Origin of the sequence: Curtobacterium sp. BRB10 (genome assembly GCF_031844325.1) — a bacterium.
Taxonomy (GTDB): domain Bacteria; phylum Actinomycetota; class Actinomycetes; order Actinomycetales; family Microbacteriaceae; genus Curtobacterium; species Curtobacterium poinsettiae_A.
Map to the genome: position 1 here is coordinate 270,079 of NZ_JAUZVA010000004.1, position 24,357 is coordinate 294,435.

The following is a 24,357-nucleotide window of genomic DNA, read 5'->3' on the forward strand; positions in this document are numbered from 1 at the left end:
CGCACCCTCACTCCGTGCGCAGGGTCCCCGCACCGCCGGACGCCACGTCCTCCACGGTGCCGTCCCGCACGACCTCGGGCACGTCGCCGTCGGTCGGCACCAGGGACTCGTCGCCCGGGTAGCTCAGGGTGAGCACGGCCTCCTCGATGTACGGACTGTCCTCGAGCGACTTCTCCACGTCACGCAACCGCACCGCCACGTGCTCCTCGGTCTCGTTGCCCGTCAGGTCGACGGCAGCGACCAGGTACACCCGCGACGGCCCCACGAACTCCAGGTGCAGGTAGGTGACCCGCTCGACCTGCGACCGGCCGAGCAGCTCGACGAGCACCGCGTTCTCGAGCTCGGGGGACGTGCTCTCGCCGAGCAGGAACCGGCGGTTGCGGTTGATCAGGACGATCGCGACGACCCCGAGCAGCACGCCGATCGCGATGGAGCCGAGCGCGTCGAACACCGCCAGCCCGGTGACCTGGTGCAGGAACACCCCGAGGAACGCCACGACCAGGCCGATCAGCGCCGCCGCGTCCTCGGCGAACACCGCACGGAGCGTCGGGTTCGACGACTGCAGCACGTGCCGCAGCACCGGGACCTTGCGCTTCGTCGCGGCACCGTGTGCCTGCCGGTACGCCTGCAGGAAGCTCGTGCCCTCGAGCAGGAACGCGACCCCGAGCACGACGTAGTTGAGCACGACGTCCTCGGCCGGCCCGGTGTCCCCGAACTCCGAGATGCCGTGGGAGATCGACACGATGGCGCCGGCCGTGAACAGGCCGAACGCGGCGAACATCGACCAGATGTAGGTCTCGCGCCCGTACCCGAGCGGGTGCGCGGTGTCCCGCTCCTTGCCGCCCCGTCGTTCGGCGACGAGCAGGAACACCTCGTTGCCGGTGTCCGCCCAGGAGTGCGCCGCCTCGGCCACCATCGACGCCGAACCCGAGACGAGCGAGGCGACGGTCTTCGCGATCGCGACGAGCAGGTTCGCCCCGAACGCGATCAGGACGGTGACGAGTGACTCGGGGCGTTCTTCTGCGGGCATCGCTCAAGCATGCTCCCGTCCGGTAAAGTCGTGTTCCAAGAGCATCGATCCGGCCATCACCGGGGAGCTTCCGGAAGAACGCGGAGCGCACCAGCGCCTCCGTCAGTAGAACCGGGCGGGTTCGGGACCGTCACCACCCCGACACAGAGTGGTCGCACAGCGCACGTTGGGCGGCAAACGAGGTGGTACCGCGGAACCTGCTTTCGTCCTCGTGGAGATCGAGCGAACCCACAAGGAGTCCCGGTGCCGTACCCGTTGAACGCCGATGCCGACGGCGTCGTCCCCTCGCCGAGCTTCCCCGCCGTCGAGCGGGGCATCCTCGCCTTCTGGAAGCGCGACGACACGTTCCAGGCGTCGATCGACGCGCGGCAGGGCTGCCCGGAGTGGACCTTCTACGACGGCCCGCCCTTCGCCAACGGCCTGCCGCACTACGGGCACCTGCTGACCGGGTACGCCAAGGACGTCTTCCCGCGCTACCAGACCATGCGCGGCAAGCAGGTGCACCGCCGCTTCGGCTGGGACACCCACGGCCTGCCCGCCGAGCTCGAGGCGATGCGCCAGCTCGGCATCACCGAGAAGCACGAGATCGACGCCATGGGCATCGACGTCTTCAACGCCGCTGCGAAGAAGTCCGTGCTGCAGTACACCGACGAGTGGCAGGAGTACGTCACCCGTCAGGCGCGCTGGGTCGACTTCGAGGACGACTACAAGACCCTCGACGTCACCTTCATGGAGAGCGTGCTCTGGGCGTGGAAGCAGCTCTGGGACAAGGGCCTGGCGTACGAGGGCTTCCGGGTCCTGCCGTACTGCTGGAACGACCAGACGCCGCTGTCCAACCACGAGCTCCGCATGGACGACGACGTCTACAAGATGCGCCAGGACCAGTCGGTCACCGTCTCGTTCCCGCTGCACGGCGACCGCGCTTCCGCGCTCGACCTGACCGGTGTGCGTGCGCTCGCCTGGACGACGACCCCCTGGACCCTCCCGACGAACGCCGCCCTCGCGGTCGGCCCGGACATCGCGTACGCGGTCGTCCCGGCAGGGCCTGGAGGCGCGGCCGACGGTGGCGAAGCGGGTTCCGCCTCGTACCTCCTCGCGTCCGACACCGTGGCCGCGCACGCGAAGGAGCTCGGCTACGCCTCGGGTGACGAGGCGCTCGCCGCCGTCGCGCGCACGCTCACGGGCGCCGAGCTCGACGGCGTCGAGTACGAGCGCCTGTTCGACTTCCTGGCCGACCAGGAAGGCTACGAGAACGCGTGGCGCGTCCTGGTCGCCGAGTACGTCGAGACCGGTGAGGGCACCGGCGTCGTGCACCAGGCTCCGGCCTACGGTGCCGACGACCAGGAGGTCTGCGCCGCAGCCGGCATCCCCGTCGTGCTGTCCCTCGACGAGGGTGGCGTCTTCACGTCGCAGTTCGGCGAGGTCGCCGGCATGCTCTGGTCGGACGCGAACAAGCCGCTGACCAAGGCTGTCCGCGACGCCGGGCGGCTGCTCCGCCAGGCGTCCTACGAGCACAGCTACCCGCACTGCTGGCGGTGCCGGAAGCCCCTCATCTACAAGGCCGTGTCGTCGTGGTTCGTCCGGGTCACCGAGCTCCGCGACCGCATGGGCCAGCTCAACCAGGACATCAACTGGGTGCCGGACAACGTCAAGGACGGCCAGTTCGGCAAGTGGGTCGGCAACGCCATCGACTGGTCGGTCTCGCGCAACCGCTACTTCGGCACGCCGATACCGGTGTGGCAGTCCGACGACCCCGAGTACCCGCGCACCGACGTGTACGGCTCGCTCGCCGACATCGAGCGCGACTTCGGTCGCCTGCCGGTGAACGCCGAGGGCGAAGTGGACCTGCACCGGCCGTTCATCGACGACCTGACGCGGCCGAACCCCGACGATCCCACGGGCGGGTCGACGATGCGCCGGATCACCGACGTGTTCGACGTGTGGTTCGACTCCGGCTCGATGCCCTACGCCCAGGTGCACTACCCGTTCGAGAACCGCGAGTGGTTCGAGTCGCACAGCCCGGCCGACTTCATCGTCGAGTACATCGGGCAGACACGCGGCTGGTTCTACGTCATGCACGTGCTCTCCACCGCGCTGTTCGACCGGCCGGCGTTCCAGAACGTCATCAGCCACGGCATCGTCCTCGGCTCGGACGGCCAGAAGATGTCGAAGTCGCTCCGGAACTACCCGGACGTCTCCGAGGTCTTCGACCGCGACGGTGCCGACGCCATGCGCTGGTTCCTGATGTCGTCGTCGGTGATCCGCGGCGGCAACCTCGTCGTCACCGAAGAGGGCATCCGCCAGGGCGTCCGCGAGTTCATGCTGCCACTGTGGTCGACGTACTACTTCTTCACCCTGTACGCGAACGCCTCGGGTCCCGACGGGTACCGGGCCCAGCGCCGGACCGACTCGACCGACGTGCTCGACCGGTACCTGCTCGCGAAGACCCGGGTCCTCGTCACCGACGTCCGGACGCACCTCGACGCGCTCGACACCCCGCTCGCGGCCCAGGCCGTCCGCGACTTCGCCGACGTGCTCACGAACTGGTACGTCCGCCGCTCGCGTGACAAGTTCTGGACCGGGGCCGACGCGGACGCGGGAGCCGAGACCCGTGCGGCGTTCGACACGCTGTACACCGTGCTCGAGACCCTGACCCGTGTGGCTGCCCCGCTCGCGCCGCTCGTCACCGAGGAGATCTGGAAGGGCCTGACCGGCGGGCGCAGCGTCCACCTGACGGACTTCCCGGACCCCGACGAGTTCCCCGCCGACGACGCCCTCGTCGACGCGATGGATCGGGTGCGCGACGTCGCCTCGAAGGGGCTGGCGCTCCGCAAGGCCACCGGCAAGCGCGTCCGCCTGCCCCTCGCCACGCTGACCCTGGTGGTACCGGACCCGGCCGCGGTCGAACCGTTCGCCGACATCCTGCGCGACGAGCTCAACGTCAAGCGCGTGGTGCTCGAGGCCCAGGCCGAGGAATCGCTGGCGCAGTACGGCATCGAGCGGAAGCTCACCGTGAACGCCCGCGTCGCCGGCCCCCGCATCGGCAAGCAGGTGCAGCAGGTGATCCCGGCCGCCAAGAAGGGCGACTGGACCGCGACCGAGTCCGGCGTGACCGTCGGTGGCGTCGACCTGATCGAGGGCGAGTACTCGCTCGACCTCACCGTGGCCGACGCCTCGGTGGCCGTGGCGTTCCTCGACGAGGGCGGTTTCGTGGTGCTCGACACCGTGACGACGCCCGAGCTCGAGGCCGAGGGGCTCGCCCGTGACGTCGTCCGCGCCGTCCAGCAGGCGCGCCGCGACGCCGACCTCGACGTCAGCGACCGCATCGCCCTGACCCTCCGGGTGGACGACACGGCCGACGGCGCGGTCCGCGCGCACCAGGAACTCATCGCCGGGGAGACCCTGGCGACGAGCGTCGAGATCGTGCCCCTCGGGGCGGACGACACCACCACCGACGTCGGTGACGGTGCGAAGGTATCCGTGGAGGTAGCACGCGCATGAGTGACGACGGCCAGTACGACGACCACGAGGCGAACGAGGAGTTCGTCGGACACGACGAGTTCGATGGACGCGACGAGGACGGCATCCGGATCCCGGTCGGCCCCTCCGGCGACGCTCCGACCGACGCCGTGCCCTACGGTGGCGACGACGACGAGGTCCGCCGCGTCGAGGCCGCCCTGTACGCCCGCATCGGCGAACAGGCCCCGGAGCGCCGACTGACCGCCACCCGCCGTGCCGTCGAGCTGCTCGGCGACCCGCACCTGGCGTACCCGGTGATCCACATCACGGGGACGAACGGCAAGACGTCGACCGCGCGCACCATCGAGAGCATCGTCCGGGCCCACGGTCTGCGCACCGGGCTGATGACGAGCCCGCACCTGGTGTCGATCCGGGAGCGCATCGTGGTCGACGGCCAGCCGATCGCGGCGGACCGGTTCGTCGAGAACTGGGACGACATCGCCCCGGTGCTCGAGATCACCGACCGTGAGCTCGCCGACAAGGGCGAACTGCCGCTGACCTTCTTCGAGGCGCTCACGGTGCTCGCCCTGGCGTGCTTCGCCGAGGCGCCGGTGGACGTCGCCGTGATCGAGGTCGGCATGGGCGGCGAGTGGGACTCCACCAACGTCGTGCAGAGCCAGGTGTCGGTGTTCACGCCGATCGCCATCGACCACGCGAAGCAGCTCGGTGCCACGGTGGCCGAGATCGCCCGCACCAAGTCGGGCATCGTCAAGCCGTCGTCCGCCGTGGTGTCGAGCCGCCAGGTCCCCGAGGCCCTCGCCGAACTGGAGCGTGCCGCCGAGCTCACCGAGTCCACCCTGGCCGTCGAGGGCGCGGGCTTCAGCGTCGTCGACGTCACCCCGGCCGTGGGCGGACAGCTCGTCACCGTGCAGGGCATCGCCGGCCGCTACGACGACCTGTTCCTGCCGCTGTTCGGCCGGCACCAGGCCGACAACGCCGCCGTGGCGATCGCGGCGGTCGAGTCGTTCCTCGGCCGCGGGGCCCAGGCCCTCGACGAGGACGTCCTGTCCGAGGGCATCGCCGGCACGACCAGCCCCGGCCGTCTGCAGCCCATCGCGACCGACCCGACCGTCGTCGTCGACGCCGCGCACAACCCGCACGGGGCGAAGGCCCTGGCCGAGGCGCTGCCGGTCGCGTTCCCGTCCGAGCACGTCGTCGGCGTCGTCGGGATCCTCGGTGACAAGGACGCACGAGGGTTCGTCCGCGCGCTCAAGGACACCGTCGCCACGTTCGTCGTGACGCAGCCGCCGGGGGAGCGTGCGCTCGACGCGGACGAGTTCGCCCGGGTCGTCGTCGACGAGGTCGGCGAGGACCGCGTCGTCGTCGAGCCCTCCCTGGCGTCCGCACTGCAGGAAGCGCGCAGCCTGGCCGACGAGGCGGACGCCGAGGACGCCCTGGTGCTGGTCGCGGGCTCCATCGTGATGGTGGGCGCGGTCATGGACCTCGTGCACCGCGAAGGCGAGGCGAAGTGACGGACGCAGGGGGAGCCTCCCGGCCGGGCCGCGCACCGCGCACCCGCAAGCCGCGCCGCGAACGCGGGGCGCAGGAGAGCCTGCTGTCGATCACGCTCGTGCTCGAGGCGATCATGTTCTTCTTCCCCATGCTCGTCGTCTTCGGCAAGGGCACGCTGCCGCCCGCCGCGGCCTTCGGCGGCGGCATCGGCGCGATCATCGTCCTCGCAGCTGCCTCACGTCTGACGGGCAACCGAGCCGGTGTATGGTTCGGGTGGCTGCTGCAGGCGGCCATCCTCGCCACCGGGTTCATCGAACCGTTCATGTTCGCGGTCGCCGTGGTGTTCCTGGCGCTGTGGGTCTTCTGCTTCGTCAAGGGCGGTCAACTGGACCGTCAGAACGCCGCGCGCCGAGCGGCCATGGGCGAGGACTGACCACCACATTCGACCCCGAACACAGGGAGTACTGCGTGTCCGACTTCGAAGAGACCCTCGTCCTCGTCAAGCCCGACGGCGTCGCCCGCCAGCTGACCGGTGAGATCCTCCGCCGGATCGAGGCGAAGGGCTACGAGCTCGTCGACCTGAAGATGCTCACCGCGCCGCGTGACCTGCTCGACGCGCACTACGAGGAGCACCAGGGCAAGCCGTTCTTCGAGCCGCTCGTCGAGTTCATGCAGTCCGGTCCCGTCGTCGCCGTGCGCGTCGCCGGCAACGGTGCGATCGCGGGCTTCCGCTCGCTCGCCGGCACCACCGACCCGACCTCGGCCGCACCCGGCACCATCCGTGGTGACCTCGGTCGCGACTGGGGCCTCAAGGTGCAGCAGAACCTGGTCCACGGTTCGGACAGCCCCGAGTCGGCCGCGCGCGAGCTCGCGCTCTGGTTCGCCTGAACGACGGGGACGACGTGACGAACAACGACCGACCCACCAAGAACGAGCGTCGTCAGCACGCCCGAGAGGTCGCACGGCAGCGCGCCGACGCCGAGAAGCGCCGCAAGCGCCGCAACAAGTGGTTCCTGCAGGGCGGCATCGGCCTGGGCATCGTGGCGATCGCCGCGATCATCGCGATCGTCGTGGTGAACGTGAACAACGCGCCCGTGGTGTCCGCAGCGGGGCCGAAGAACATGGCCACCGGTGCGATCCAGTTCACCGGCCAGGACGGCGAGGTCACCCCGGTGACGACGCCGGCCGTCTCCGCGACGGGCTCGGCCTCGCCGGTCCCGACGGCGAACAGCGACGGCGCCGTGACGGTCACCGAGTACGTCGACTGGGCCTGCCCGGTCTGCAAGCAGTTCGAGGCGGCCTACTCCGACCAGATCCTCGACAAGGTGAAGTCGGGCGACGCGACCCTGGCGATCCAGCCGGTGTCGATCCTCGACCGCAGCTACGCGGGCTCCCGCTACGCCAGCCGCGCCGCGAACGCCGCCATGTGCGTGGCGAACTACGCACCGGACAAGTTCCTCGACGTGCAGACGCAGTTCTTCGAGAACCAGCCGGCCGAGGGCACGAAGGGCCTGACCAACTCCGAGATCGCGAAGCTCGTCAAGGCAGGCGGCGCGACTGGTTCGGACCTGTCCGAGTGCCTGTCCACCGAGCAGTTCAAGGGCTGGGTGACGAAGTCCACGCAGGCCGTCACCACGAACGAGGCGCTCGCGGGCGCGCAGGGCTTCGGCACGCCGACGATCGTCGTCGACGGCAAGCGCCTGGACGACCTGAGCACCGTCATCACCGCGATCGACGCCGCGGCGAAGTAGCACTCTCCGAACGACCGACGGCCCTCGCTCCCATCCGGGAGCGGGGGCCGTTCGTCGTGAGCGGAGAAGGCTAGGACGCCCGGCTGTGCTCCCGGACGAACGCCGCGAACGCGTCGACGTCGGCGAGGGACGCCGCGCCGTCCGCGTTGTACTGCTCGCCGTCGACGATGATGGTCGGCGTGCTCGTGATCCCGTCGAGCGACGAGTTCGGCACCGGGTCGTTCATCGCCCGGTTCGTGGCGTCGGCGACCCACCCGGCGAAGTCCTGCCCGGTGATGCACGGTGTCACGGCCGGGTCCGTCGCTCCGGCTTCGCGCGCGAGGGACGCCAGCTCGTCGTTCGTGAGTCCGCGCGTGCTCTCCGACGGCTGGTGTTCGTAGAGCGAGGTGTTGAACGCCAGGAACGCATCCGGGTCGTGGTCCGCGACGCACGCGGCAGCCGCGGCGGAGCGGGTCGAGTACCGCGATCCGAGCGACACGCGGTCGAGCAGCCCGAGCGGGTGCAGCTCGAGGGTCGCGGTGCCGTCCTCGACCCACTGCCGGATCCGGGGCATCTGGGCCGTCTCGAACTGGTTGCAGTACGGGCACATGTAGTCCGCGTAGATCGTGATCGCGGTCTTCGAGCCGTCCTGCTCGGTGGGCGTCGGCGTCCCGCCGTCGGGCACCGCCCTCGTCTCGACGGGCACGATCCTGCCGTGCACCCCGGTGAGCAGGACGCCGTCGCTCGCCGCGTTCCGCGGACCCGGCCCGGCGGGCTGCACGGAGTTCGCGATCACCAGGACGACCACCGCGACCACCGCGAGGCCGCCGACGATGATCCCGCTGATGCCGAGTGTGCGACGGCGGCGTCGGCGCGACTGCTCCGCCGCCCGTGCCGCTCGCGCGCGTTCCCGCGCGGCCAGCCGGCGCGCGCTGCTGCTCTCGATCTCGCTCATCGATCCCGAGCGTAGGGGCAGCGGGGACGGCTCAGAAGCTGGTGAGGACCGCGGGGAACTTGATGATGATCGTGACGATGATGACCAGGTAGTTCGCCAGGGCGAACGCCCAGCTGAAGGGCAGGAGCGATCGCCCGACGCGCTGCACCCCGGCGCCGAAGCGACCCTGCGCCATGTTCCAGATCGTGAACACCCAGAACATCGGGATGGTCATCGACCACACGAGCATGCACCACGGGCACAGGGCGCCGATGACGAAGACGGTCTGCGTGAACAGCCAGGTCACGAACACCCACGCCAGGAAGACCCCGGCGTTGAACGCGATCCAGAACCAGCGCGAACCGTTCCGGAACCCGGCGAGCAGCAGCACCGCGACGGCGATCGGGGCGACGAACCCCATGACGCCGAGCAGCGGGTTCGGGAAGCCGAACAGGTGCCCCTGCCAGCTGGCCATCACGTCGGAGCAGTTGATGAACGGGTTCACGTCACAGCTGAGGACGGCCTTCGGGTTCTCGTACTTCGTGAACTCGTCGAGGACGAGCCGGAACGAGCCGAACAGGCCGACGATCCCGGTGACGAGCAGGAAGACCGCCATCGCGATCGGACGACGGGGGGCAGGTGCGGACGCGGTCACGCGGTCATCATCGCATGCGGGTTCCGGTGCTTTCCGGGTGCGGCATGCGATAATGCCTGGAGGTGGTGCGGCCAACCGCACACCGAAGAGAGCTTTCCGAGTGACGCCCCACCGGGCCGAACCCGGACGATCCGGTGCGGTGAGAGCGCACTGTGGTCGGGCAGCGTCACTCCGACGCCGAGCCGGACCGGGCCGGGTGCCCGGACCGGAACGGGCGCGGACGCAACGAGAAGTTGACGCGGACCGATCACGAGACAGCGAGCGCGGGGGCGTCGACGCCGCCCGCCACGACACAGAATTCCCGCCACCCGAAAGGGTGCGAGTGGGGCCGAGGAGTGCACCAGTCCATGGTGGAGCAGAACAACGACAACACGACCAACGACGAGAACGCGCCGAAGCGCCGGAGCCGCCTGTTCGGCGGTCGCCGCGCCCGGTCGTCCGGCCAGGAGGCCCGTGGGGGCGCCGAGCAGGCACCCCACGCCGACGAGACCCTCGCGCTGACGGGCGGCGCTGACGCCCGTCCCGCGGCCAGCGTCGCGTCGGCCGGTTCGCCGGACTCTCCCGGATCGCCGGACTCGCCCGACTCCCCGGCCTCGCCGGCGTCCCCCGTCGAGTCGACCGACACCGGGGCGGTCTCCGTCGCGGTCGAGGCCGTCGCCGACAGCGGTGCCGAGCCGCACGACGTGAGCACGCTGACCGGTGACCTGCCGGTCGTGACGGGCGACCAGGCGGCCGCCGCGACCGACGGGGCGGACGCGGACCGCGCCTCCCGTCCGGCCGACGCCGCACCGACGGCCGAGGCGAGCGACGACGCCGCGCCCGCCGACGAGCCGTTCGTGCCGAAGGCCACGAGCACGCTCAGCCTGATCTTCCACGCGCCGGTGCTGCCGGAGCTGCCGCAGCGCGCGCCCCGGTTCGACCGTGACCGTGAGCGTGACGAGGACGACCGCTACGACCGCGAGGACCGTTTCGATCGCGACGACCGCGACGACCAGGGCGGCTCACGCCGTCGCTCGCGTCGCCGTGGTTCGAGCGCCGACCGCGAGGCCCGCGAGCCGCGCGACCACCAGGAGCCGCGCCGCCGCGAGCCGGAGCTCATCACCGAGCCGCAGCGCATCAAGGGCTCGACCCGGCTCGAGGCGAAGAAGCAGCGCCGTCGTGACGGCCGCGACGCCGGACGCCGCCGCCAGGTCGTCAGCGAGGACGAGTTCCTCGCCCGCCGCGAGAGCGTCGACCGCCAGATGATCGTCCGCTCCAGCTCGTCGACGATCGAGATCGGCGTGCTCGAGGACGGCATCCTCGCCGAGCACTACATCACCAAGTCCGAGAACGTGTCGCTCATCGGCAACGTCTACCTCGGCAAGGTGCAGAACGTCCTGCCCTCGATGGAGGCCGCGTTCGTCGACATCGGTCGTGGCCGGAACGCCGTGCTCTACGCCGGCGAGGTCGACTGGAACTCCGTCGAGACCGGCAACCACGGTCGCCGCATCGAAGCAGCGCTCAAGCCGGGCGACAAGGTCCTCGTGCAGGTCACGAAGGACCCGGTCGGCCACAAGGGCGCCCGCCTCACCAGCCAGATCTCCCTGCCGGGCCGCTACCTGGTCTACGTGCCGAACGGCTCGATGAACGGGATCTCGCGCAAGCTGCCGGACACCGAGCGCGCCCGACTGAAGAAGATCCTGAAGGAGGTCCTGCCGGAGCACGCGGGCGTCATCGTGCGCACGGCTGCCGAGGGCGCGACCGAGGAGCAGCTCACCCGCGACGTGCAGCGCCTGACCAGCCAGTGGGAGGCCATCCAGAAGAAGGTCGCCGGTGGTCACGCCCCGGTGATGCTGCACTCCGAGCCCGACCTGCTCATCAAGATCGTCCGCGACGTCTTCAACGAGGACTTCACGAAGCTGATCATCGACGGCGAGGCCGCCGGCGGCACCATCGACGAGTACCTGTCGGCTGTCGCCCCGGACCTCAAGGACCGCGTCGTCCGGTACGAGGGCCCCGACTCCTTCGAGGAGTTCCGCCTCAACGAGCAGATCGACAAGGCGCTCGACCGCAAGGTCTGGCTGCCCTCCGGTGGTTCGCTCGTCATCGACCGGACCGAGGCCATGACGGTCGTCGACGTCAACACGGGCAAGTTCGTCGGCTCCGGCGGCAACCTCGAGGAGACGGTCACGAAGAACAACCTCGAGGCCGCCGAGGAGATCGTCCGGCAGCTCCGCCTGCGGGACATCGGCGGCATCATCGTCGTCGACTTCATCGACATGGTGCTCGAGGAGAACCGCGACCTCGTGCTCCGCCGTCTGGTGGAGTGCCTGAGCCGTGACCGCACGAAGCACCAGGTCGCCGAGATCACCTCGCTCGGCCTCGTGCAGATGACCCGCAAGAAGATCGGTGTCGGTCTGCGCGAGTCCCTCGACGAGGTCAACGCCAAGATCAACGACAACAACGCCGACCCGGGCCCGAGCAAGGGTCGTCGCAAGGGCCGTGGCGGGAACGGCAACGAGAACGGCCGGTCCGGCGGCAACGGCAACGGCAACGGCAACTCGGGGTCGTCGGGGTCGTCGAACGGCGCGACCAGCCAGGCGCACCAGATCACCGACGACGTGAAGAACGCGCTGTCGCGGATCGCCGCCTCGACCCTGTCGCACGACGAGCAGGAGGCGGCAGCCGCCGCGACGACCGCGACGGAGGCCACGGCACCGTCGTCGTCCGACGCGTCGACCGGAACGGACGGTACGGGTGGCGAGCAGCCGACCGGTTCGAAGCGCCGTCGCCGTGGCCGTGGCGGCCGCGGGGCCGACCAGCAGAGCGGAGACCAGCAGAGCGGCGACCAGCAGGCCGCTGCCGACGCCCGAGCCACCGATGCGGCGCAGGCACCTGCCGCCGAGCAGTCCGATGCGCCGGAGTCGCCGGTCACCGCCGAGCCCGCCGTGACCGTCGAGCCCGAGGTGCGCGCGCCGGAGGGTGCTGCTCCGGCCGTCACCGAGCCCGCGGCCGCACCGAAGGCGAAGGCCCCGGCCCGCCGTCGCGTGAGCTCGAGCGCCACCGTGACGCCGACCGACAACACCGTGGCGATCCTGGACATCCCGATCGCCGCGGCGCCCCAGCGCGAGCCCCGCGCGGTCGCCCCGGACGCCGAGTCCCTGCTCGACTCGGTGCTCCAGGCGCTCCCGGAGCCGAAGCAGCCCGGACAGGGGCGCTCGCGCTCCCGCCGGGTCTCGTCGCCGAGCATCAGCGCTCCCGCCACGCCGACGGAGGAGTCGACCGACGCCGCCGACGGCTCTGACGGCGCAGTGATCCTGGGGAACTGACGTGACGAACCCGGGCGACCCGCAGCAGCAGCGTGGGTACTACGGTGCGGGCTGGTCCCAGCCCGCACCGCCCGGCCCGGGTGCCCAGCAGCCCGGCGGGCCGGTGCCGCCGCAGCAGGGCGGTGTGCCGCAGTACGGGCGTCAGCCCGGTGCCGGCGCGCCGTACGCCCCGCCGCGGCCGCCCCGCGCTGCCGCCGACCCGCGTGGGGCCTTCGCGCCCGGCGCCTCGGTGTCGAACACGGCCGGTGCGCTCATCGCCGTGGTGGCCCTGGTGCTCGTCGAGTTCGTGTCCGGGCTCTTCGGGTTGCTCGGCACCTCGCTCGTGGTCAGTCCGTTCCGGCACTACGGCGCCGGCACGAGCCTGCTCGGCAGCTTCACGACCGGGGTCTTCGTGGCGCCGTTCCCGTACTACGTGGGCGCGTTCCTGGCCCTGGCGTTCCTGACGCCGATCGACCGCCGCAGCCCGCTGCCGAGGCTCCTGCTCCGGGTCGTCCTCGCCGGCGCCGCGGGCACGGTCGCCCTGATGCTCGTCGGGGTCTTCACCGGCTCGTTCGGAGCGGCCACCGCCGGCGGTTCCCAGCTCGTCATCGACGTGCTCACGCGACCGCTGCAGAACGGCCTGCCGTTCACCGTGATGCTCCTGGCGACCGCCACGGCCGCATGGCTCTGGCTCGGTCGACCGCGCCGCGGACGAGGCACGTCGACGACCCCGGGGATGCCGGGTACCGTCCGACCCGCCGACGCGGTCCCGCCGTCGACGATCCAGCCGCAGGCACCGCAGCAGCCACCGGCGAACCCCTGGGGTGGTCCAGCGCCCCGCTGAGCCCGCCCCCGTCGGCCCACCGTGCGCGCAGCCCTGCGTGCCCGCCGCGCACCGTGCGAGGCGCCGGGCGGGGCGGACCCGCACCGGGCCTCCCGGCCGTGCGGACGCGCGCTCAGAGGCCGCGCTTGTCGCGCTGCGCCACGCGCAGCCCACTGCGGATCAACCGCAGCACGAGCTCGCGACCGGTCACGGCCGAGGCACCGGCGGCCACGAGTTCGTCGTACCGCGCGAGCGGGACGTCGTAGTGGTCGTGGTCGAACGCACGCCGCGGCACACCGGCCCGCGCGGCGAACGCGTGGAGTTCCGCGTAGGATTCATCACTGACGAGGTGCGACCACAGTGTGTCGTGGGCGGGCCACGTCGGTGGGTCGATCAACACGGTCACCGTGCAATGGTACGGGTGTCGCCGTTTGACCGGACCCAGGGTGATCGAGTATTCTCGGTCCCTGGTGTCAGCGGGCCGTTCTGCCTGCGTCGCCGATCGGGCCCGGCCTTCCGGGAGCCGCTCGTGCAGAAGTGGGCACCCGAGACTTCCCTCAAGCAGAGTTACGTAAGGATTTCCACGTGGTTTACGCAGTAGTGCGCGCCGGCGGCCGTCAGGAGAAGGTCGAGGTCGGCACCATCCTGACCATCGACCGTGCCAAGGCGGACGACAAGGGCAACATCGACCTCGCCCCCGTGCTCCTCGTGGACGGTGACAAGATCACGTCGGCGGCTTCCGAGCTCGCGAACGTGACCGTCACCGCCGAGGTGCTCGACGACCTCCGTGGTCCCAAGGTCATCATCCAGAAGTTCAAGAACAAGACCGGGTACAAGAAGCGCCAGGGTTTCCGCGCTGAGCTGACCCGCGTCAAGATCACCAAGATCGCGTAAGGGAGTCAACTCATGGCACACAAGAAGGGTGCGAGTTCCACTCGCAACGGTCGTGACTCGAACGCACAGCGCCTCGGCGTGAAGCGCTTCGGTGGCGAGGTCGTCAACGCCGGCGAGATCATCGTCCGCCAGCGCGGCACGCACTTCCACCCGGGCGCCAACGTCGGCCGCGGTGGCGACGACACGCTGTTCGCCCTCTCGTCCGGTTCGGTCGAGTTCGGCACCAAGGGTGGCCGCAAGGTCATCAACATCGTCAACGCGTAGTCGTTCGAACGACTGCAGCTGGAGGGGCGGGCCGAGTGCCCGCCCCTCCTTCGCTTTTCCCGCCGACGATCCCGTCGGCACAACGAAACACCTGGAGTGGACCCATGGCGACCTTCGTCGACCGCGTGACCCTGCACCTCAGCGCGGGGCACGGCGGCAACGGCTGCGTGTCGGTCCGCCGTGAGAAGTTCAAGCCCCTCGCCGGGCCCGACGGCGGCAACGGCGGTGACGGCGGCGACATCGTGCTCGTGGCCGACCCGCAGGTGACGACACTCCTCGGCTACCACCGTTCCCCGCACCGCTCGTCGAAGAACGGGCAGCCCGGCATGGGTGACCACCGCAGCGGTGTCAGCGGCGAGGTCCTCGAGCTCCCGATGCCCGTCGGCACCGTGGTGTACGACGAGTCTGGCGAGGTCATCGCCGACCTCACCGAGCCCGGCATGCGCGTCGTCGTGGCCCCCGGTGGACAGGGCGGCCTCGGCAACGCGGCGCTCTCGACCACGAAGCGCAAGGCCCCCGGCTTCGCGCTGCTCGGCACCGAGGGCTGGGCGGGGGACATCAGCCTCGAGCTGAAGACCATCGCCGACGTGGCCCTCGTCGGGTTCCCGAGCGCCGGCAAGTCCTCGCTGATCGCGGCCGTCTCCGCCGCGAAGCCGAAGATCGCGGACTACCCGTTCACGACCCTCACCCCGAACCTCGGCGTGGTCGAGTCCGGTGACACCCGGTTCACCGTCGCCGACGTCCCCGGTCTGATCGAGGGTGCGTCCGAGGGCAAGGGTCTGGGCCTCGAGTTCCTGCGCCACGTCGAGCGGTGCGAAGCGCTGCTGCACGTCATCGACTGCGCCACGCTCGATCCGGGCCGCGACCCGATCAGCGACCTCGACGTGATCCTCGGCGAACTCGAGCGCTACCCGGTCCCCGAGGGCCAGGTGCCGCTGCTCGAGCGCCCGCAGCTCATCGCCCTGAACAAGATCGACGTGCCCGAGGCGCAGGAGCTCGCCGAGTTCGTCACCGCGGAGCTCGAGGGCCGCGGCTACCGCGTCTTCCCGATCTCCACGGCGTCCCGCAAGGGGCTCCGTGAGCTGACGTTCGCCCTGGCCGACATCGTCGAGCAGGCCCGCGCCGCCCGTGCGGCCGAGCCCGTGCCGGAGCGCATCGTGCTCCGCCCCCGATCGGTCAACGAGAAGCCGTTCACCGTGCGCGCCGAGGGCGGCGAGGAGCACCGCTTCTACCGCGTCCGCGGCGCCAAGCCGGAGCGCTGGGTCCAGCAGACCGACTTCACCAACGAAGAGGCGATCGGCTACCTGGCCGACCGGCTCGCGAAGCTCGGCGTCGAGGACGGCCTGTTCAAGGCCGGAGCCGTCGCCGGCTCGACCGTCGTCATCGGTGGCGACGGCGGCATGGTGTTCGACTGGGAGCCCACGCTCACGTCGACCGCGGAGCTCATCACGAGCGCCCGTGGGACCGACGCCCGTATCGGTGCGACCTCGCGCCCGACCCGCAACGAGCGGCGCGAGGAGTACTTCGAGCGGATGGACGCCAAGGCGGCCGCTCGTGCCGAGCTCGAGCAGGAGCGCGTCTCCGGGCTCTGGGTGGACGACGACGTGGTGACCAGCGACCAGCTCGGCACGAGCGACCAAGTCGAGACCAGCGACCAGAAGGACTGACCGCGGCATGACCGACACGACCGCCCGCACCGACCTCGGACCCGTCACCCGGCGCGAGGACATCCCGCGTGCGCGGCGGATCGTGGTCAAGGTCGGCTCGTCCTCGGTCAGCGGTGACGCCGCCGGCCAGATCGGCCCCCTGGTGGACGCCCTGGCCGCTGCCTACGGCCGCGGGACCGAGGTCGTGCTCGTGTCGTCCGGTGCGATCGCGACCGGGTTCCCGTTCCTCGGGCTCGAGGGCCGGCCGGACGACCTCGCCACGCAGCAGGCGGCGGCTGCGACCGGGCAGAACGTCCTGATGTTCCGCTACCAGAAGGAACTCGACCGGCACGGTGTCGTCGCGGCGCAGATCCTGCTCACCGCCGGCGACCTGCAGAACCCCACGCACCGGGTGAACGCCCAGCGCGCCATCGACCGGTTGCTCGCCCTGCGCGTGCTCCCGATCGTGAACGAGAACGACACGGTCGCCACGCACGAGATCCGTTTCGGCGACAACGACCGGCTCGCGGCCCTGGTGGCCCGGTTGCTCGAGGCCGATGCCCTGGTGCTGCTCTCCGACGTCGAGGCGCTCTACACGGCACCCCCGGAGCAGCCCGGCGCGACCCGCATCGACGAGGTGCCGTTCGGCGACGAGTTGGCCGGGGTCACGTTCGGCTCGATCGGTACCGCCGGCGTCGGCACCGGGGGAGCGGGGACCAAGGTCGCCGCCGCGCGGCTCGCGGCCGAGGCGGGCACCGCGGTGCTCGTGACCGACACGGCGCTGGTCGACCGCGCGCTGGCGGGCGAACACCTCGGCACCTGGTTCCACGCCGCACCGCGTCGCTGACGCAGCCCGGACCACGCCCGCAGCGATCAGGACTCCCCGTCGGGACGGCGCCGAGTGGTCGGCGACCGTCGGCACGGGCGTCGCGGAGCGACGGTCTGCGACCGCTCGCGTGGCGCAGGACGACGTGTCGTGACCGGCCGGCGGGGTGGACGCGACCGCCTGGAGGACCGGTGCGGGTCCCGGGGACCGGTGCCGGGCCTCCAGGCGGTCACGACTCCCCGTCGGGACGCGGTCGTGTGGTCGGGAACCGTCGGTGCGGTCGGCGCGGAGCGACGGTCTGTGACCGCTCGGCGGAGGGGCACGACGTGTCGTGACCGGTCGGTGGGGCGGACCGGGCCCGGAGGCACGGTGCGTGTCCGGAACGCCCGTCACGAACCGATGGGCGGACCTACAATCGGTCCATGTCGTCGATCGCGCCCGCCCCGACCCTGACCGACAAGCTCGTGGCGGCACGGGCCGCCTCGTCTGCGCTCGCCACGGCGACGACCGCCGTCAAGGACGCGGCCCTCGGGGCGATCGCCTCGGCGGTGCGTGCCGCGACCGACGAGATCGTCGCCGCGAACCACGACGACCTCGTCGCCGGCGAGGACGGCGGGCTCTCCTCCGGGCTGCTCGACCGGTTGCGACTCGACCCCGTCCGGATCGAGGCCCTCGCCGCCGCGGTCGAGCACGTCGTCGGGCTGACCGACCCCGTGGGCGAGCACGTGCGCGGGTCGCAGCTGCCGAACGGACTCCAGCTCACCCAGGTGCGCGTACCGTTCGGTGTCGTCGGGGCCATCTACGAGGCACGCCCGAACGTCACCGTCGACATCGCCTCGCTCGCGCTCAAGTCGGGCAATGCCGTCGTGCTCCGCGGCGGGTCGGCGGCCCAGCACACGAACGCCGTGCTCGTCGCCCGGATCCAGGACGCGGTCGAGTCGGTCGGGCTGCCCCGCGACCTGGTGCAGACCATCGACGAGTTCGGCCGCGCCGGTGCCACCGAGCTCATGCGCGCACGCGGCCTGGTCGACGTGCTCATCCCGCGGGGGAGCGCCGCGCTCATCCAGACCGTCGTCACCGAGTCGCAGGTGCCCGTCATCGAGACCGGTGCGGGCGTCGTGCACGTGTTCCTCGACGCGTCCGCGCCCGAGCAGCGTGCGGTCGACATCGTCCTGAACAGCAAGGTGCAGCGGCCGAGCGTGTGCAACGCCCTCGAGACCCTCCTGGTGCACGAGGCCGCGGCCGAACGGCTCCTGCCGCTGCTGGCCGACCGGCTGCGGGCGTCCGGCGTCACGCTGCGCGGCGACGACGCCACGCGGGCGATCGTGCCCGGGGTGCTCCGCGCCACCGACGACGACTGGGCCACCGAGTCGATGGACCTCGACCTGTCGATCCGCGTCGTGCCCGACGTCGACGCGGCCATGGCGCACATCGCCCGGTGGTCGACGCACCACACGGAGTCGATCGTCACGAACGACGTCGACACAGCCGAGCGGTTCCTGGCGACCGTCGACTCGGCGGTCGTGATGGTGAACGCCTCGACCCGGTTCACGGACGGCGGCGAGTTCGGGTTCGGGGCCGAGGTCGGCATCTCCACGCAGAAGCTGCACGCGCGCGGTCCGATGGGCCTGCCGGAGCTCACGAGCACGAAGTGGATCGTGCGCGGCTCCGGACAGATCCGCGGCTAGACTGAACGGCGTCTTTCCCCGACCGAACGGAGCACGAACGATGACCTTCCTCGCAGAAGCTGCTGAGCACGCCTCCGGGGCGCCCGCGTTCGTGTTCCCGATGGTCGGTGCCCTCTTCTTCATCTTCCTCGGCTTCGTGACCTGGAGCTTCCGCGACGTGGCCTACCGCCACTCCCAGAAGTTCGAGGCCACCCGCCACCACGAGACGGGTGTCGACGAGTTCGGTCACACCAAGATCTGACCGACCACTCGATGCTCGAGACCACCGGACGGCCACGCATCGGCGTGATGGGTGGCACGTTCGACCCCATCCACCACGGGCACCTGGTCGCGGCGTCCGAGGTGGCGCGGGCGTTCGACCTCGACGAGGTCGTCTTCGTCCCCACCGGACAGCCGTACATGAAGTCCGACGTCACCGACGCCGAGCACCGGTACCTGATGACCGTGATCGCCACCGCGTCGAACCCGATGTTCACCGTCAGCCGCGTGGACATCGACCGCCCGGGGCCGACGTACACCGTCGACACCCTGCGCGACCTGCACGAACAGCGGCCGGATGCCCAGCTCGTCTTCATCTCGGGCGCAGACGCCGTTCAGCAGATCGTCGACTGGAAAGACCATGATGGTCTCTGGGACCTCGCGCACTTCGTGGCCGTGACGCGTCCGGGACACGCCTTGAGCATCACCGGATTGCCCGAGCGGGACGTAAGCTTGCTCGAAGTCCCTGCACTGGCCATATCCTCGACGGATTGCCGTGACCGGGTTCGACGGGGGTTCCCCGTCTGGTACTTGGTTCCCGACGGCGTCGTCCAGTACATCTCCAAGCACCATCTGTATCGGAGCGTTGCATGAGTTCGTCCGACGCGCAGCCGCCCCTGTCGCGGCGCCAGGCGCGCGAGCGGGAGCGTGCCGCCGCGGCCGGTTCGCAGCCCGCGACGCCGCCCCCGACCGTCGCCGCACCCGCCGCCGAGACCCCCGAGTCCCGTCGCCGCCCCGGGTCGCACGTCGCCCCGGCCCCCGGTGGCCCCGCCCAGTCGTCCGTGTCGGCATCTGCCCAGGTCGCGCCGGGGTCCGCCCCGGCGTCGGCGCCCGCGGCCGGTGTGTCACCGTTCCCGCCGGCCTCCGCGACCGAGATCGTCCCTGGCAGCGGTGGACTCACCCGTCGACAGATCCGGCAGCTCCGTGCCGCCGAGCGCCAGGCGGTCCTGCCGGTCCCGCTGCAGGACCCCACGCCCCAGTCGTCCGACCGCACCGTCGAGGACGTCCTCGGGTCGGTGGACACGATCGACCCCGCCGCGGCGCCGCAGAGCGCTCCGGACGCCGAGGCCGAGCACGACGAGCAGCCGGCTGCCCCGACGGTCCTCGACCAGGCCGCGGTCGCCCAGGCCACCGAGGCCGACGGGTCCCCGGACGCGCTCGAGCCCCTCGACGAGGCCGCCGCGCACGCCGAGGAGCCCCGCCGCCACCGGTCGACGTGGTCGCCGCCCGCCGACGTCCCAGAGTCCGACGCGTCGGCGACCGACGTCCCCGAGTCCGATGTGCCGGTGACCGACACGCCTGCGGACGAGACGACCGACGTCGCCACGGCGGACGAGTCGTCCGAGAACGCTCCGGCCCGCTCGGCCGACGACGTCCCCGCTCCCGCTGCCGGGTCACAGCCCCCCGTCACGTCGGTACCGATCCCGACCGACGCCGCCGCAGCGACCCCCGCGGTGTTCCCGCTCTCGCTCGACGCCGAGGACGACGACACCAACGAGGTGCCGCTGCCCGAGCCCGCGACCGAGGCCCCGAAGGTCCCCGCCGCGTTCCAGCGTCCGACCGAGCCGAAGCCGGTGACCACGGCCTTCGCGCCGCCCGCCGGCCACTGGTCGCAGCAGGCGCACGACTCGAACGACTCCGAGGTGCACGACGCCGAGACCGGCACCCGCCGCGTCGCGGTGACGAACACGAACGCGATCATCCTGCCGAACTCGGCCCTGGCCGACCCCACCGGCGCCCTCAACGCGACGGGCGAGGTGATCCTGACCGGGTCGATCGACCTGCCGGCATCGCTGTCGTCGACGGGATCGCACCGGCCGATCGACGGCGCCGAGGTCGACCGCCTGCTCGAGCAGCAGGACGAGCAACCCGAGACGGATGCCAGCCCGGTCCGGGCCAGCCGTGCGGTGTCCAGTCACACCTCGACCCGTCAGGTCGTGCTCGCGGCCGCCAAGCCGAAGGAGTCGCGCACGCCGCTGATCCTCGGTGTGACGGTCGGCGCGGTCGGGCTGGCTGCGGCCGGTGTCATCATCACCGCACTGCTCACCACCCACGCGTTCGGCGGCTGACCGCTGCCGTCCTCGACGTCCGTTCTCCACCACCCCGCCGACCCTGGCCTGGCCGCTGTCGGCGGGGTGGCTTATGATCGTGACCCATCAAGCGAACCGGCTGTCCGTCGGTTCGACGACCGGAAGGAATCCGTGACCGCCTCCACTCGCGCACTGGAACTCGTGCAGGCCGCAGCACTCGCGGCCGACGCCAAGCAGGCCGAGGACCTCGTCGCTCTCGACGTGACCGGGCCGTTGCAGCTCACGGACGTGTTCCTGCTCGCAACCGGTCGGAACGAGCGCAACGTGCAGTCCATCGCCGATGCCGTCGAGGAACGCCTCCTCGAGCTCGGTGCCAAGACGCTCCGTCGCGAAGGCCGTACCGAGGGCCGCTGGGTCCTCATCGACTTCGGCGAGATCATCGTGCACGTCTTCCACGACGAAGACCGCCAGTACTACTCGCTCGAGCGTCTCTGGGCCGACTGCCCGACGATCCCACTCGAGCTCCCGGTGGACCACACCGCCTGATCAGCGACGCGCCCGGGTGACGGCTTCGATTTCGTTGCCCGGCGTTCGCATGGTGTACGCTTCTATGGTGCCTCCGGGGAACCGGTTGGTGCGAGAGCAACACGATCTGGGTCTGTGGCGCAGCTGGTAGCGCACCTGCATGGCATGCAGGGGGTCAGGGGTTCGAGTCCCCTCAGATCCACCCTCGACCCCCGTCGTTCTTCGGAACGGCGGGGGTCTTCTCGTGTGTCCGACAGTGCCTCTCGTGCGTCCGACAGCGCTCGGTGGCCCGATACGCTGAGCGCATGAGCAACGACGCGCCGCTGTCCGGGTCCCCGCTGACGATCGCCTCCGCCGGGTACTCGGCCGACATCGCCACCGTCGGAGCGACGCTGCGGACCCTGCGGTACGAGGGCCGAGACCTGGTCGTCCCGTTCGACGCCGACGAGGTCCGCCCGGTCTTCCGCGGTGCCGTCCTGGCCCCGTGGCCGAACCGGATCGTCGACGGCGAGTACTCGTTCGGCGGCGTCGACCACGAGCTGGCGCTCACCGAGCCCGCCCGGCACCACGCCCTGCACGGACTCGTCGCGTGGACGGACTTCCGCGTGCAGGAGCAGGCGGACGACCGCGTCGTGCTCGTCACGACCGTCCAGGCGCAGCAGGGCTACCCGTACCGCGTCGAGGTCACCGTGGAGTACCGGCTCGACGCCGAGGGGCTGCACACCACGATCACCGGGACGAACACCGGGGCCGAGGACGCACCGTGGGGGACCGGCCCGCACCCGTACCTCGTCGCGGGTGCCGGCACCGTCGACGACTGGACCCTGACGCTCCCCGCCGCCCAGGTGCTCGAGGTGACGTCGGACCGGCTCGTCCCGACCGACCTGGTCCCCGTCCACGACGAGTTCGACCTGCGCACGCCCACGCTGATCGGCGACCGGTTCATCGACCACGCCTTCACCGGCTTCGAGCGCGACGCCGCCGGCCTCGCCACCATCGCGGTCACGGCGGCGGACGGTCACGGGGTCCGTGCGACCTTCGGGACGGAGTGCGGCTGGGTCCAGGTGCACACCGCCGACCACGTCGTCCCCGAGTACCACCGCGCCGGTCTCGCCGTCGAGCCGATGACGTGCGCCCCGGACGCCTTCAACGACGGCGAGGAGCGCGGCCTCGTGGTGCTCGCGTCCGGTGCCTCGCACGCCGCCGCATGGACGATCGCCGCGATCTGAGCACCCCCGACCCCGGCGTCCGCGTCGAGGTCCGCCGGTTCGACCCGGTCCCCGACCTCGCGGCCCTGGCGGCGCAGGTCGCCGGGGACCTGGTGTGGCTCGACTCCGGCCTGCCGGACGGTGCTCCCGCCACGGCTCGGCCCCGGGCGCGCTGGTCCGTGCTGGCGTGGACGGACGGACCGTTCGCCGCCCGGTTCCGGCACCAGGACCGTCGTGCGCACCTGACGGTCGCCGCGCCCGCCGAGGAGTGGTTCGGGCCTGCCCGATCCGAGGAGCGTCCGGCCTTCACGGTGCTGGCGGACCTGCTCCGACGCACGCCCCGCCTGCCCGAGCCGGTCGTCGGGTGCGGGTTCGCGCTGGGCTGGGTCGGGTTCCTCGGCTACGAGCTCGGCCGCGAGTCCGGCGGCCCGGACCGCACCGCCGACGGGCACGCCGACGCCGACCTGCGGTTCGTCGACCGAGCGGTCGTCGTCGACCACACCGGTGGCGCCTGGGCGCTCGCGCTCGTCGCCGACGCGGAACCGGCGGCCAGTGCGCACAACCGCGCGTGGCTCGAGGAGGCGACCACCCCCGCGACGTCGGTCGGCGTCGCCGACGCGGCCACGGGCCTCCCGGCCGGGGTGTCCGCGGCGACCGGACGCGTGACGCGCGCCGCCTACGAGCGCGCGGTCGACGTGTGCCGCGCGGAGATCCGCGAGGGGAACGCGTTCCAGGTCTGCCTCACCACCGCCTTCGCGGTCGGCCTGGAGGCCCGTGGCGGCCCCGGTACGGACCCGCACCTGGGCGAGTACCTGCGGATGCGGGCGTCCGACCCGGTGCCGTTCGGCGCGTTCCTGCGGCTCGGCCCGCTGCGCGTGGCGAGCCGGTCACCGGAGCGGTTCCTGCGGATCGACGCGGCCGGAGCGGTGCTCGCGGAGCCGATCAAGGGCACGCGGCGGCGGCTCGCCGACGCTTCGGCGGACGCGGCCGCGCGGAACGACCTGGCGGCGAGTCCGAAGGACCGTGCCGAGAACGTGATGATCGTCGACCTGCTGCGGAACGACCTGCAGCGGACCGCGGTGCCCGGGTCGGTGCACGTCGAGCGGCTGTGCGCCGTCGAGACGTACGCCAGCGTGCACCAGCTGGTCTCGACGATCGGGGCGGTGCTGCCGCCGGGGACGTCGCGGGCCGACGTGGTGCACGCGGCGTTCCCGCCGGGATCGATGACCGGGGCGCCGAAGAGCAGTGCCACGGCGATCGCGGACCGGCTCGAGGGGGCGCCGCGCGGGGTGTACTCGGGGGCGATCGGGTACTTCTCGGCGAGCGGGGCGGTCGACCTGTCGGTGGCGATCCGTAGCCTCGTGACCGTGCTCGACGGATCGGGGACGGTGCGCTCCCGGACCCTCGGAGCCGGGGGAGCGGTGACCTGGTCGTCGGTGCCCGTGGACGAGGCGGACGAGGTCGAGACCAAGACGCGGTCGGTGCTCGACGGGGTCGGGGCGGTCGCCAGTTGGTGAACTGAAGCCCGATCCGAACACGTGTTCGATCGTGACTGTCCACGGATGTCGGACGCGATTGACATCATCGA

General features: G+C 71.4%; 22 protein-coding genes and 1 tRNA gene. 19 read left to right on the plus strand and 4 right to left on the minus strand.

Translation table 11 applies throughout. The annotated features are described in order from the left end of the window. Positions 1–7 precede the first annotated feature (7 nt). Positions 8–1,030, minus strand: a complete 1,023-nt coding sequence (locus Q9R26_RS10695) for a cation diffusion facilitator family transporter (protein WP_311227261.1) — start codon at positions 1,028–1,030, stop codon at positions 8–10. 243 nt (positions 1,031–1,273) lie between these two features. Between Q9R26_RS10695 and ileS the strand changes: the two genes are divergently transcribed. From ileS to Q9R26_RS10720, 5 genes are read left to right on the plus strand one after another with little or no spacing between them, the layout of a single operon-like run. After that, positions 1,274–4,531, plus strand: a complete 3,258-nt coding sequence (gene ileS / locus Q9R26_RS10700; protein WP_311227262.1) for an isoleucine--tRNA ligase — start codon at positions 1,274–1,276, stop codon at positions 4,529–4,531. Then, positions 4,528–6,021, plus strand: a complete 1,494-nt coding sequence (locus Q9R26_RS10705) for a folylpolyglutamate synthase/dihydrofolate synthase family protein (protein ID WP_311227263.1) — start codon at positions 4,528–4,530, stop codon at positions 6,019–6,021. The genes ileS and Q9R26_RS10705 overlap by 4 nt, the downstream gene beginning before the upstream one ends. Continuing rightward, a complete protein-coding gene (locus tag Q9R26_RS10710; RefSeq protein ID WP_311227264.1) occupies positions 6,018–6,434 on the plus strand; it encodes a DUF4233 domain-containing protein in 417 nt (138 codons plus the stop codon). The genes Q9R26_RS10705 and Q9R26_RS10710 overlap by 4 nt, the downstream gene beginning before the upstream one ends. 35 nt (positions 6,435–6,469) lie before the next feature. Next, on the plus strand, positions 6,470–6,889 hold the full coding sequence (ndk, locus tag Q9R26_RS10715; protein WP_017885984.1) for a nucleoside-diphosphate kinase: 420 nt from the start codon (positions 6,470–6,472) through the stop codon (positions 6,887–6,889). A gap of 14 nt (positions 6,890–6,903) precedes the next feature. Then, entirely contained in the window at positions 6,904–7,752 is an 849-nt protein-coding gene (locus Q9R26_RS10720) for a thioredoxin domain-containing protein (protein WP_182064823.1), read from the plus strand. Between the two features lie 70 nt (positions 7,753–7,822). Here Q9R26_RS10720 and Q9R26_RS10725 read toward each other — a convergent pair whose 3' ends face one another. Then, positions 7,823–8,686 (minus strand): thioredoxin domain-containing protein, encoded by an 864-nt coding sequence (locus Q9R26_RS10725; protein WP_311227265.1) that lies wholly within the window; start codon positions 8,684–8,686, stop codon positions 7,823–7,825. A 31-nt stretch (positions 8,687–8,717) separates the two neighbouring features. After that, entirely contained in the window at positions 8,718–9,320 is a 603-nt protein-coding gene (locus Q9R26_RS10730) for a vitamin K epoxide reductase family protein (protein WP_311227266.1), read from the minus strand. A gap of 347 nt (positions 9,321–9,667) precedes the next feature. Between Q9R26_RS10730 and Q9R26_RS10735 the strand changes: the two genes are divergently transcribed. After that, positions 9,668–12,628, plus strand: coding sequence for an Rne/Rng family ribonuclease (locus tag Q9R26_RS10735; protein ID WP_311227267.1), 2,961 nt, complete (start codon positions 9,668–9,670; stop codon positions 12,626–12,628). Position 12,629: 1 nt separating this feature from the next. After that, positions 12,630–13,451 carry a hypothetical protein gene (locus tag Q9R26_RS10740; protein ID WP_311227268.1) on the plus strand — a complete coding sequence of 274 codons (822 nt, stop codon included), beginning with the start codon at positions 12,630–12,632 and terminating at the stop codon, positions 13,449–13,451. A gap of 112 nt (positions 13,452–13,563) precedes the next feature. On the opposite strand, the gene Q9R26_RS10745 is transcribed toward Q9R26_RS10740, so the two are convergent. After that, entirely contained in the window at positions 13,564–13,836 is a 273-nt protein-coding gene (locus tag Q9R26_RS10745; protein ID WP_110859229.1) for a DUF4031 domain-containing protein, read from the minus strand. 179 nt (positions 13,837–14,015) lie between these two features. On the opposite strand from Q9R26_RS10745, the gene rplU reads away from it, so the two are divergent. From rplU to Q9R26_RS10805, 12 genes are all read left to right on the plus strand, one after another. Continuing rightward, positions 14,016–14,324, plus strand: a complete 309-nt coding sequence (gene rplU, locus Q9R26_RS10750; protein ID WP_027464715.1) for a 50S ribosomal protein L21 — start codon at positions 14,016–14,018, stop codon at positions 14,322–14,324. 12 nt (positions 14,325–14,336) lie between these two features. Further along, entirely contained in the window at positions 14,337–14,588 is a 252-nt protein-coding gene (rpmA, locus tag Q9R26_RS10755) for a 50S ribosomal protein L27 (RefSeq protein WP_017885976.1), read from the plus strand. 104 nt (positions 14,589–14,692) lie between these two features. Continuing rightward, positions 14,693–16,255, plus strand: a complete 1,563-nt coding sequence (gene obgE / locus Q9R26_RS10760) for a GTPase ObgE (RefSeq protein ID WP_182064819.1) — start codon at positions 14,693–14,695, stop codon at positions 16,253–16,255. A 7-nt stretch (positions 16,256–16,262) separates the two neighbouring features. After that, positions 16,263–17,081, plus strand: a complete 819-nt coding sequence (gene proB / locus Q9R26_RS10765; RefSeq protein WP_259581043.1) for a glutamate 5-kinase — start codon at positions 16,263–16,265, stop codon at positions 17,079–17,081. Between the two features lie 401 nt (positions 17,082–17,482). After that, entirely contained in the window at positions 17,483–18,748 is a 1,266-nt protein-coding gene (locus tag Q9R26_RS10770; protein ID WP_071405563.1) for a glutamate-5-semialdehyde dehydrogenase, read from the plus strand. Positions 18,749–18,788: 40 nt separating this feature from the next. After that, on the plus strand, positions 18,789–18,989 hold the full coding sequence (locus Q9R26_RS10775) for a hypothetical protein (RefSeq protein WP_110859232.1): 201 nt from the start codon (positions 18,789–18,791) through the stop codon (positions 18,987–18,989). An 11-nt stretch (positions 18,990–19,000) separates the two neighbouring features. Beyond that, complete coding sequence (gene nadD / locus Q9R26_RS10780) at positions 19,001–19,600, plus strand: nicotinate-nucleotide adenylyltransferase (protein WP_110859233.1); 600 nt, start codon at positions 19,001–19,003, stop codon at positions 19,598–19,600. After that, entirely contained in the window at positions 19,597–21,075 is a 1,479-nt protein-coding gene (locus Q9R26_RS10785) for a hypothetical protein (protein WP_262137369.1), read from the plus strand. Before nadD ends, Q9R26_RS10785 begins: the two co-directional genes overlap by 4 nt. Before the next feature lie 132 nt (positions 21,076–21,207). Beyond that, positions 21,208–21,582: a ribosome silencing factor gene (gene rsfS, locus Q9R26_RS10790; protein WP_027464721.1), complete on the plus strand. Its 375-nt coding sequence runs from the start codon at positions 21,208–21,210 to the stop codon at positions 21,580–21,582. Between the two features lie 108 nt (positions 21,583–21,690). Continuing rightward, positions 21,691–21,763, plus strand: a tRNA-Ala gene (locus Q9R26_RS10795). A 103-nt stretch (positions 21,764–21,866) separates the two neighbouring features. Then, on the plus strand, positions 21,867–22,790 hold the full coding sequence (locus Q9R26_RS10800) for an aldose 1-epimerase family protein (RefSeq protein WP_311227269.1): 924 nt from the start codon (positions 21,867–21,869) through the stop codon (positions 22,788–22,790). Next, complete coding sequence (locus Q9R26_RS10805; RefSeq protein ID WP_311227270.1) at positions 22,769–24,286, plus strand: anthranilate synthase component I family protein; 1,518 nt, start codon at positions 22,769–22,771, stop codon at positions 24,284–24,286. Before Q9R26_RS10800 ends, Q9R26_RS10805 begins: the two co-directional genes overlap by 22 nt. Positions 24,287–24,357: the final 71 nt, after the last annotated feature.

What these genes read in the sequence shown, in the direction of transcription:
- Q9R26_RS10695 (WP_311227261.1), bottom strand. Translation starts at nt 1,030, where the DNA reads ATGCCCGCAGAAGAACGCCCCGAGTCACTCGTCACCGTCCTGATCGCG.
- Q9R26_RS10705 (WP_311227263.1), top strand. Translation starts at nt 4,528, where the DNA reads ATGAGTGACGACGGCCAGTACGACGACCACGAGGCGAACGAGGAGTTC.
- Q9R26_RS10725 (WP_311227265.1), bottom strand. Translation starts at nt 8,686, where the DNA reads ATGAGCGAGATCGAGAGCAGCAGCGCGCGCCGGCTGGCCGCGCGGGAA.
- Q9R26_RS10735 (WP_311227267.1), top strand. Translation starts at nt 9,668, where the DNA reads ATGGTGGAGCAGAACAACGACAACACGACCAACGACGAGAACGCGCCG.
- rpmA (WP_017885976.1), top strand. Translation starts at nt 14,337, where the DNA reads ATGGCACACAAGAAGGGTGCGAGTTCCACTCGCAACGGTCGTGACTCG.
- obgE (WP_182064819.1), top strand. Translation starts at nt 14,693, where the DNA reads ATGGCGACCTTCGTCGACCGCGTGACCCTGCACCTCAGCGCGGGGCAC.
- proB (WP_259581043.1), top strand. Translation starts at nt 16,263, where the DNA reads ATGACCGACACGACCGCCCGCACCGACCTCGGACCCGTCACCCGGCGC.
- Q9R26_RS10770 (WP_071405563.1), top strand. Translation starts at nt 17,483, where the DNA reads ATGTCGTCGATCGCGCCCGCCCCGACCCTGACCGACAAGCTCGTGGCG.
- Q9R26_RS10775 (WP_110859232.1), top strand. Translation starts at nt 18,789, where the DNA reads ATGACCTTCCTCGCAGAAGCTGCTGAGCACGCCTCCGGGGCGCCCGCG.
- nadD (WP_110859233.1), top strand. Translation starts at nt 19,001, where the DNA reads ATGCTCGAGACCACCGGACGGCCACGCATCGGCGTGATGGGTGGCACG.
- Q9R26_RS10785 (WP_262137369.1), top strand. Translation starts at nt 19,597, where the DNA reads ATGAGTTCGTCCGACGCGCAGCCGCCCCTGTCGCGGCGCCAGGCGCGC.
- Q9R26_RS10800 (WP_311227269.1), top strand. Translation starts at nt 21,867, where the DNA reads ATGAGCAACGACGCGCCGCTGTCCGGGTCCCCGCTGACGATCGCCTCC.
- Q9R26_RS10805 (WP_311227270.1), top strand. Translation starts at nt 22,769, where the DNA reads ATGGACGATCGCCGCGATCTGAGCACCCCCGACCCCGGCGTCCGCGTC.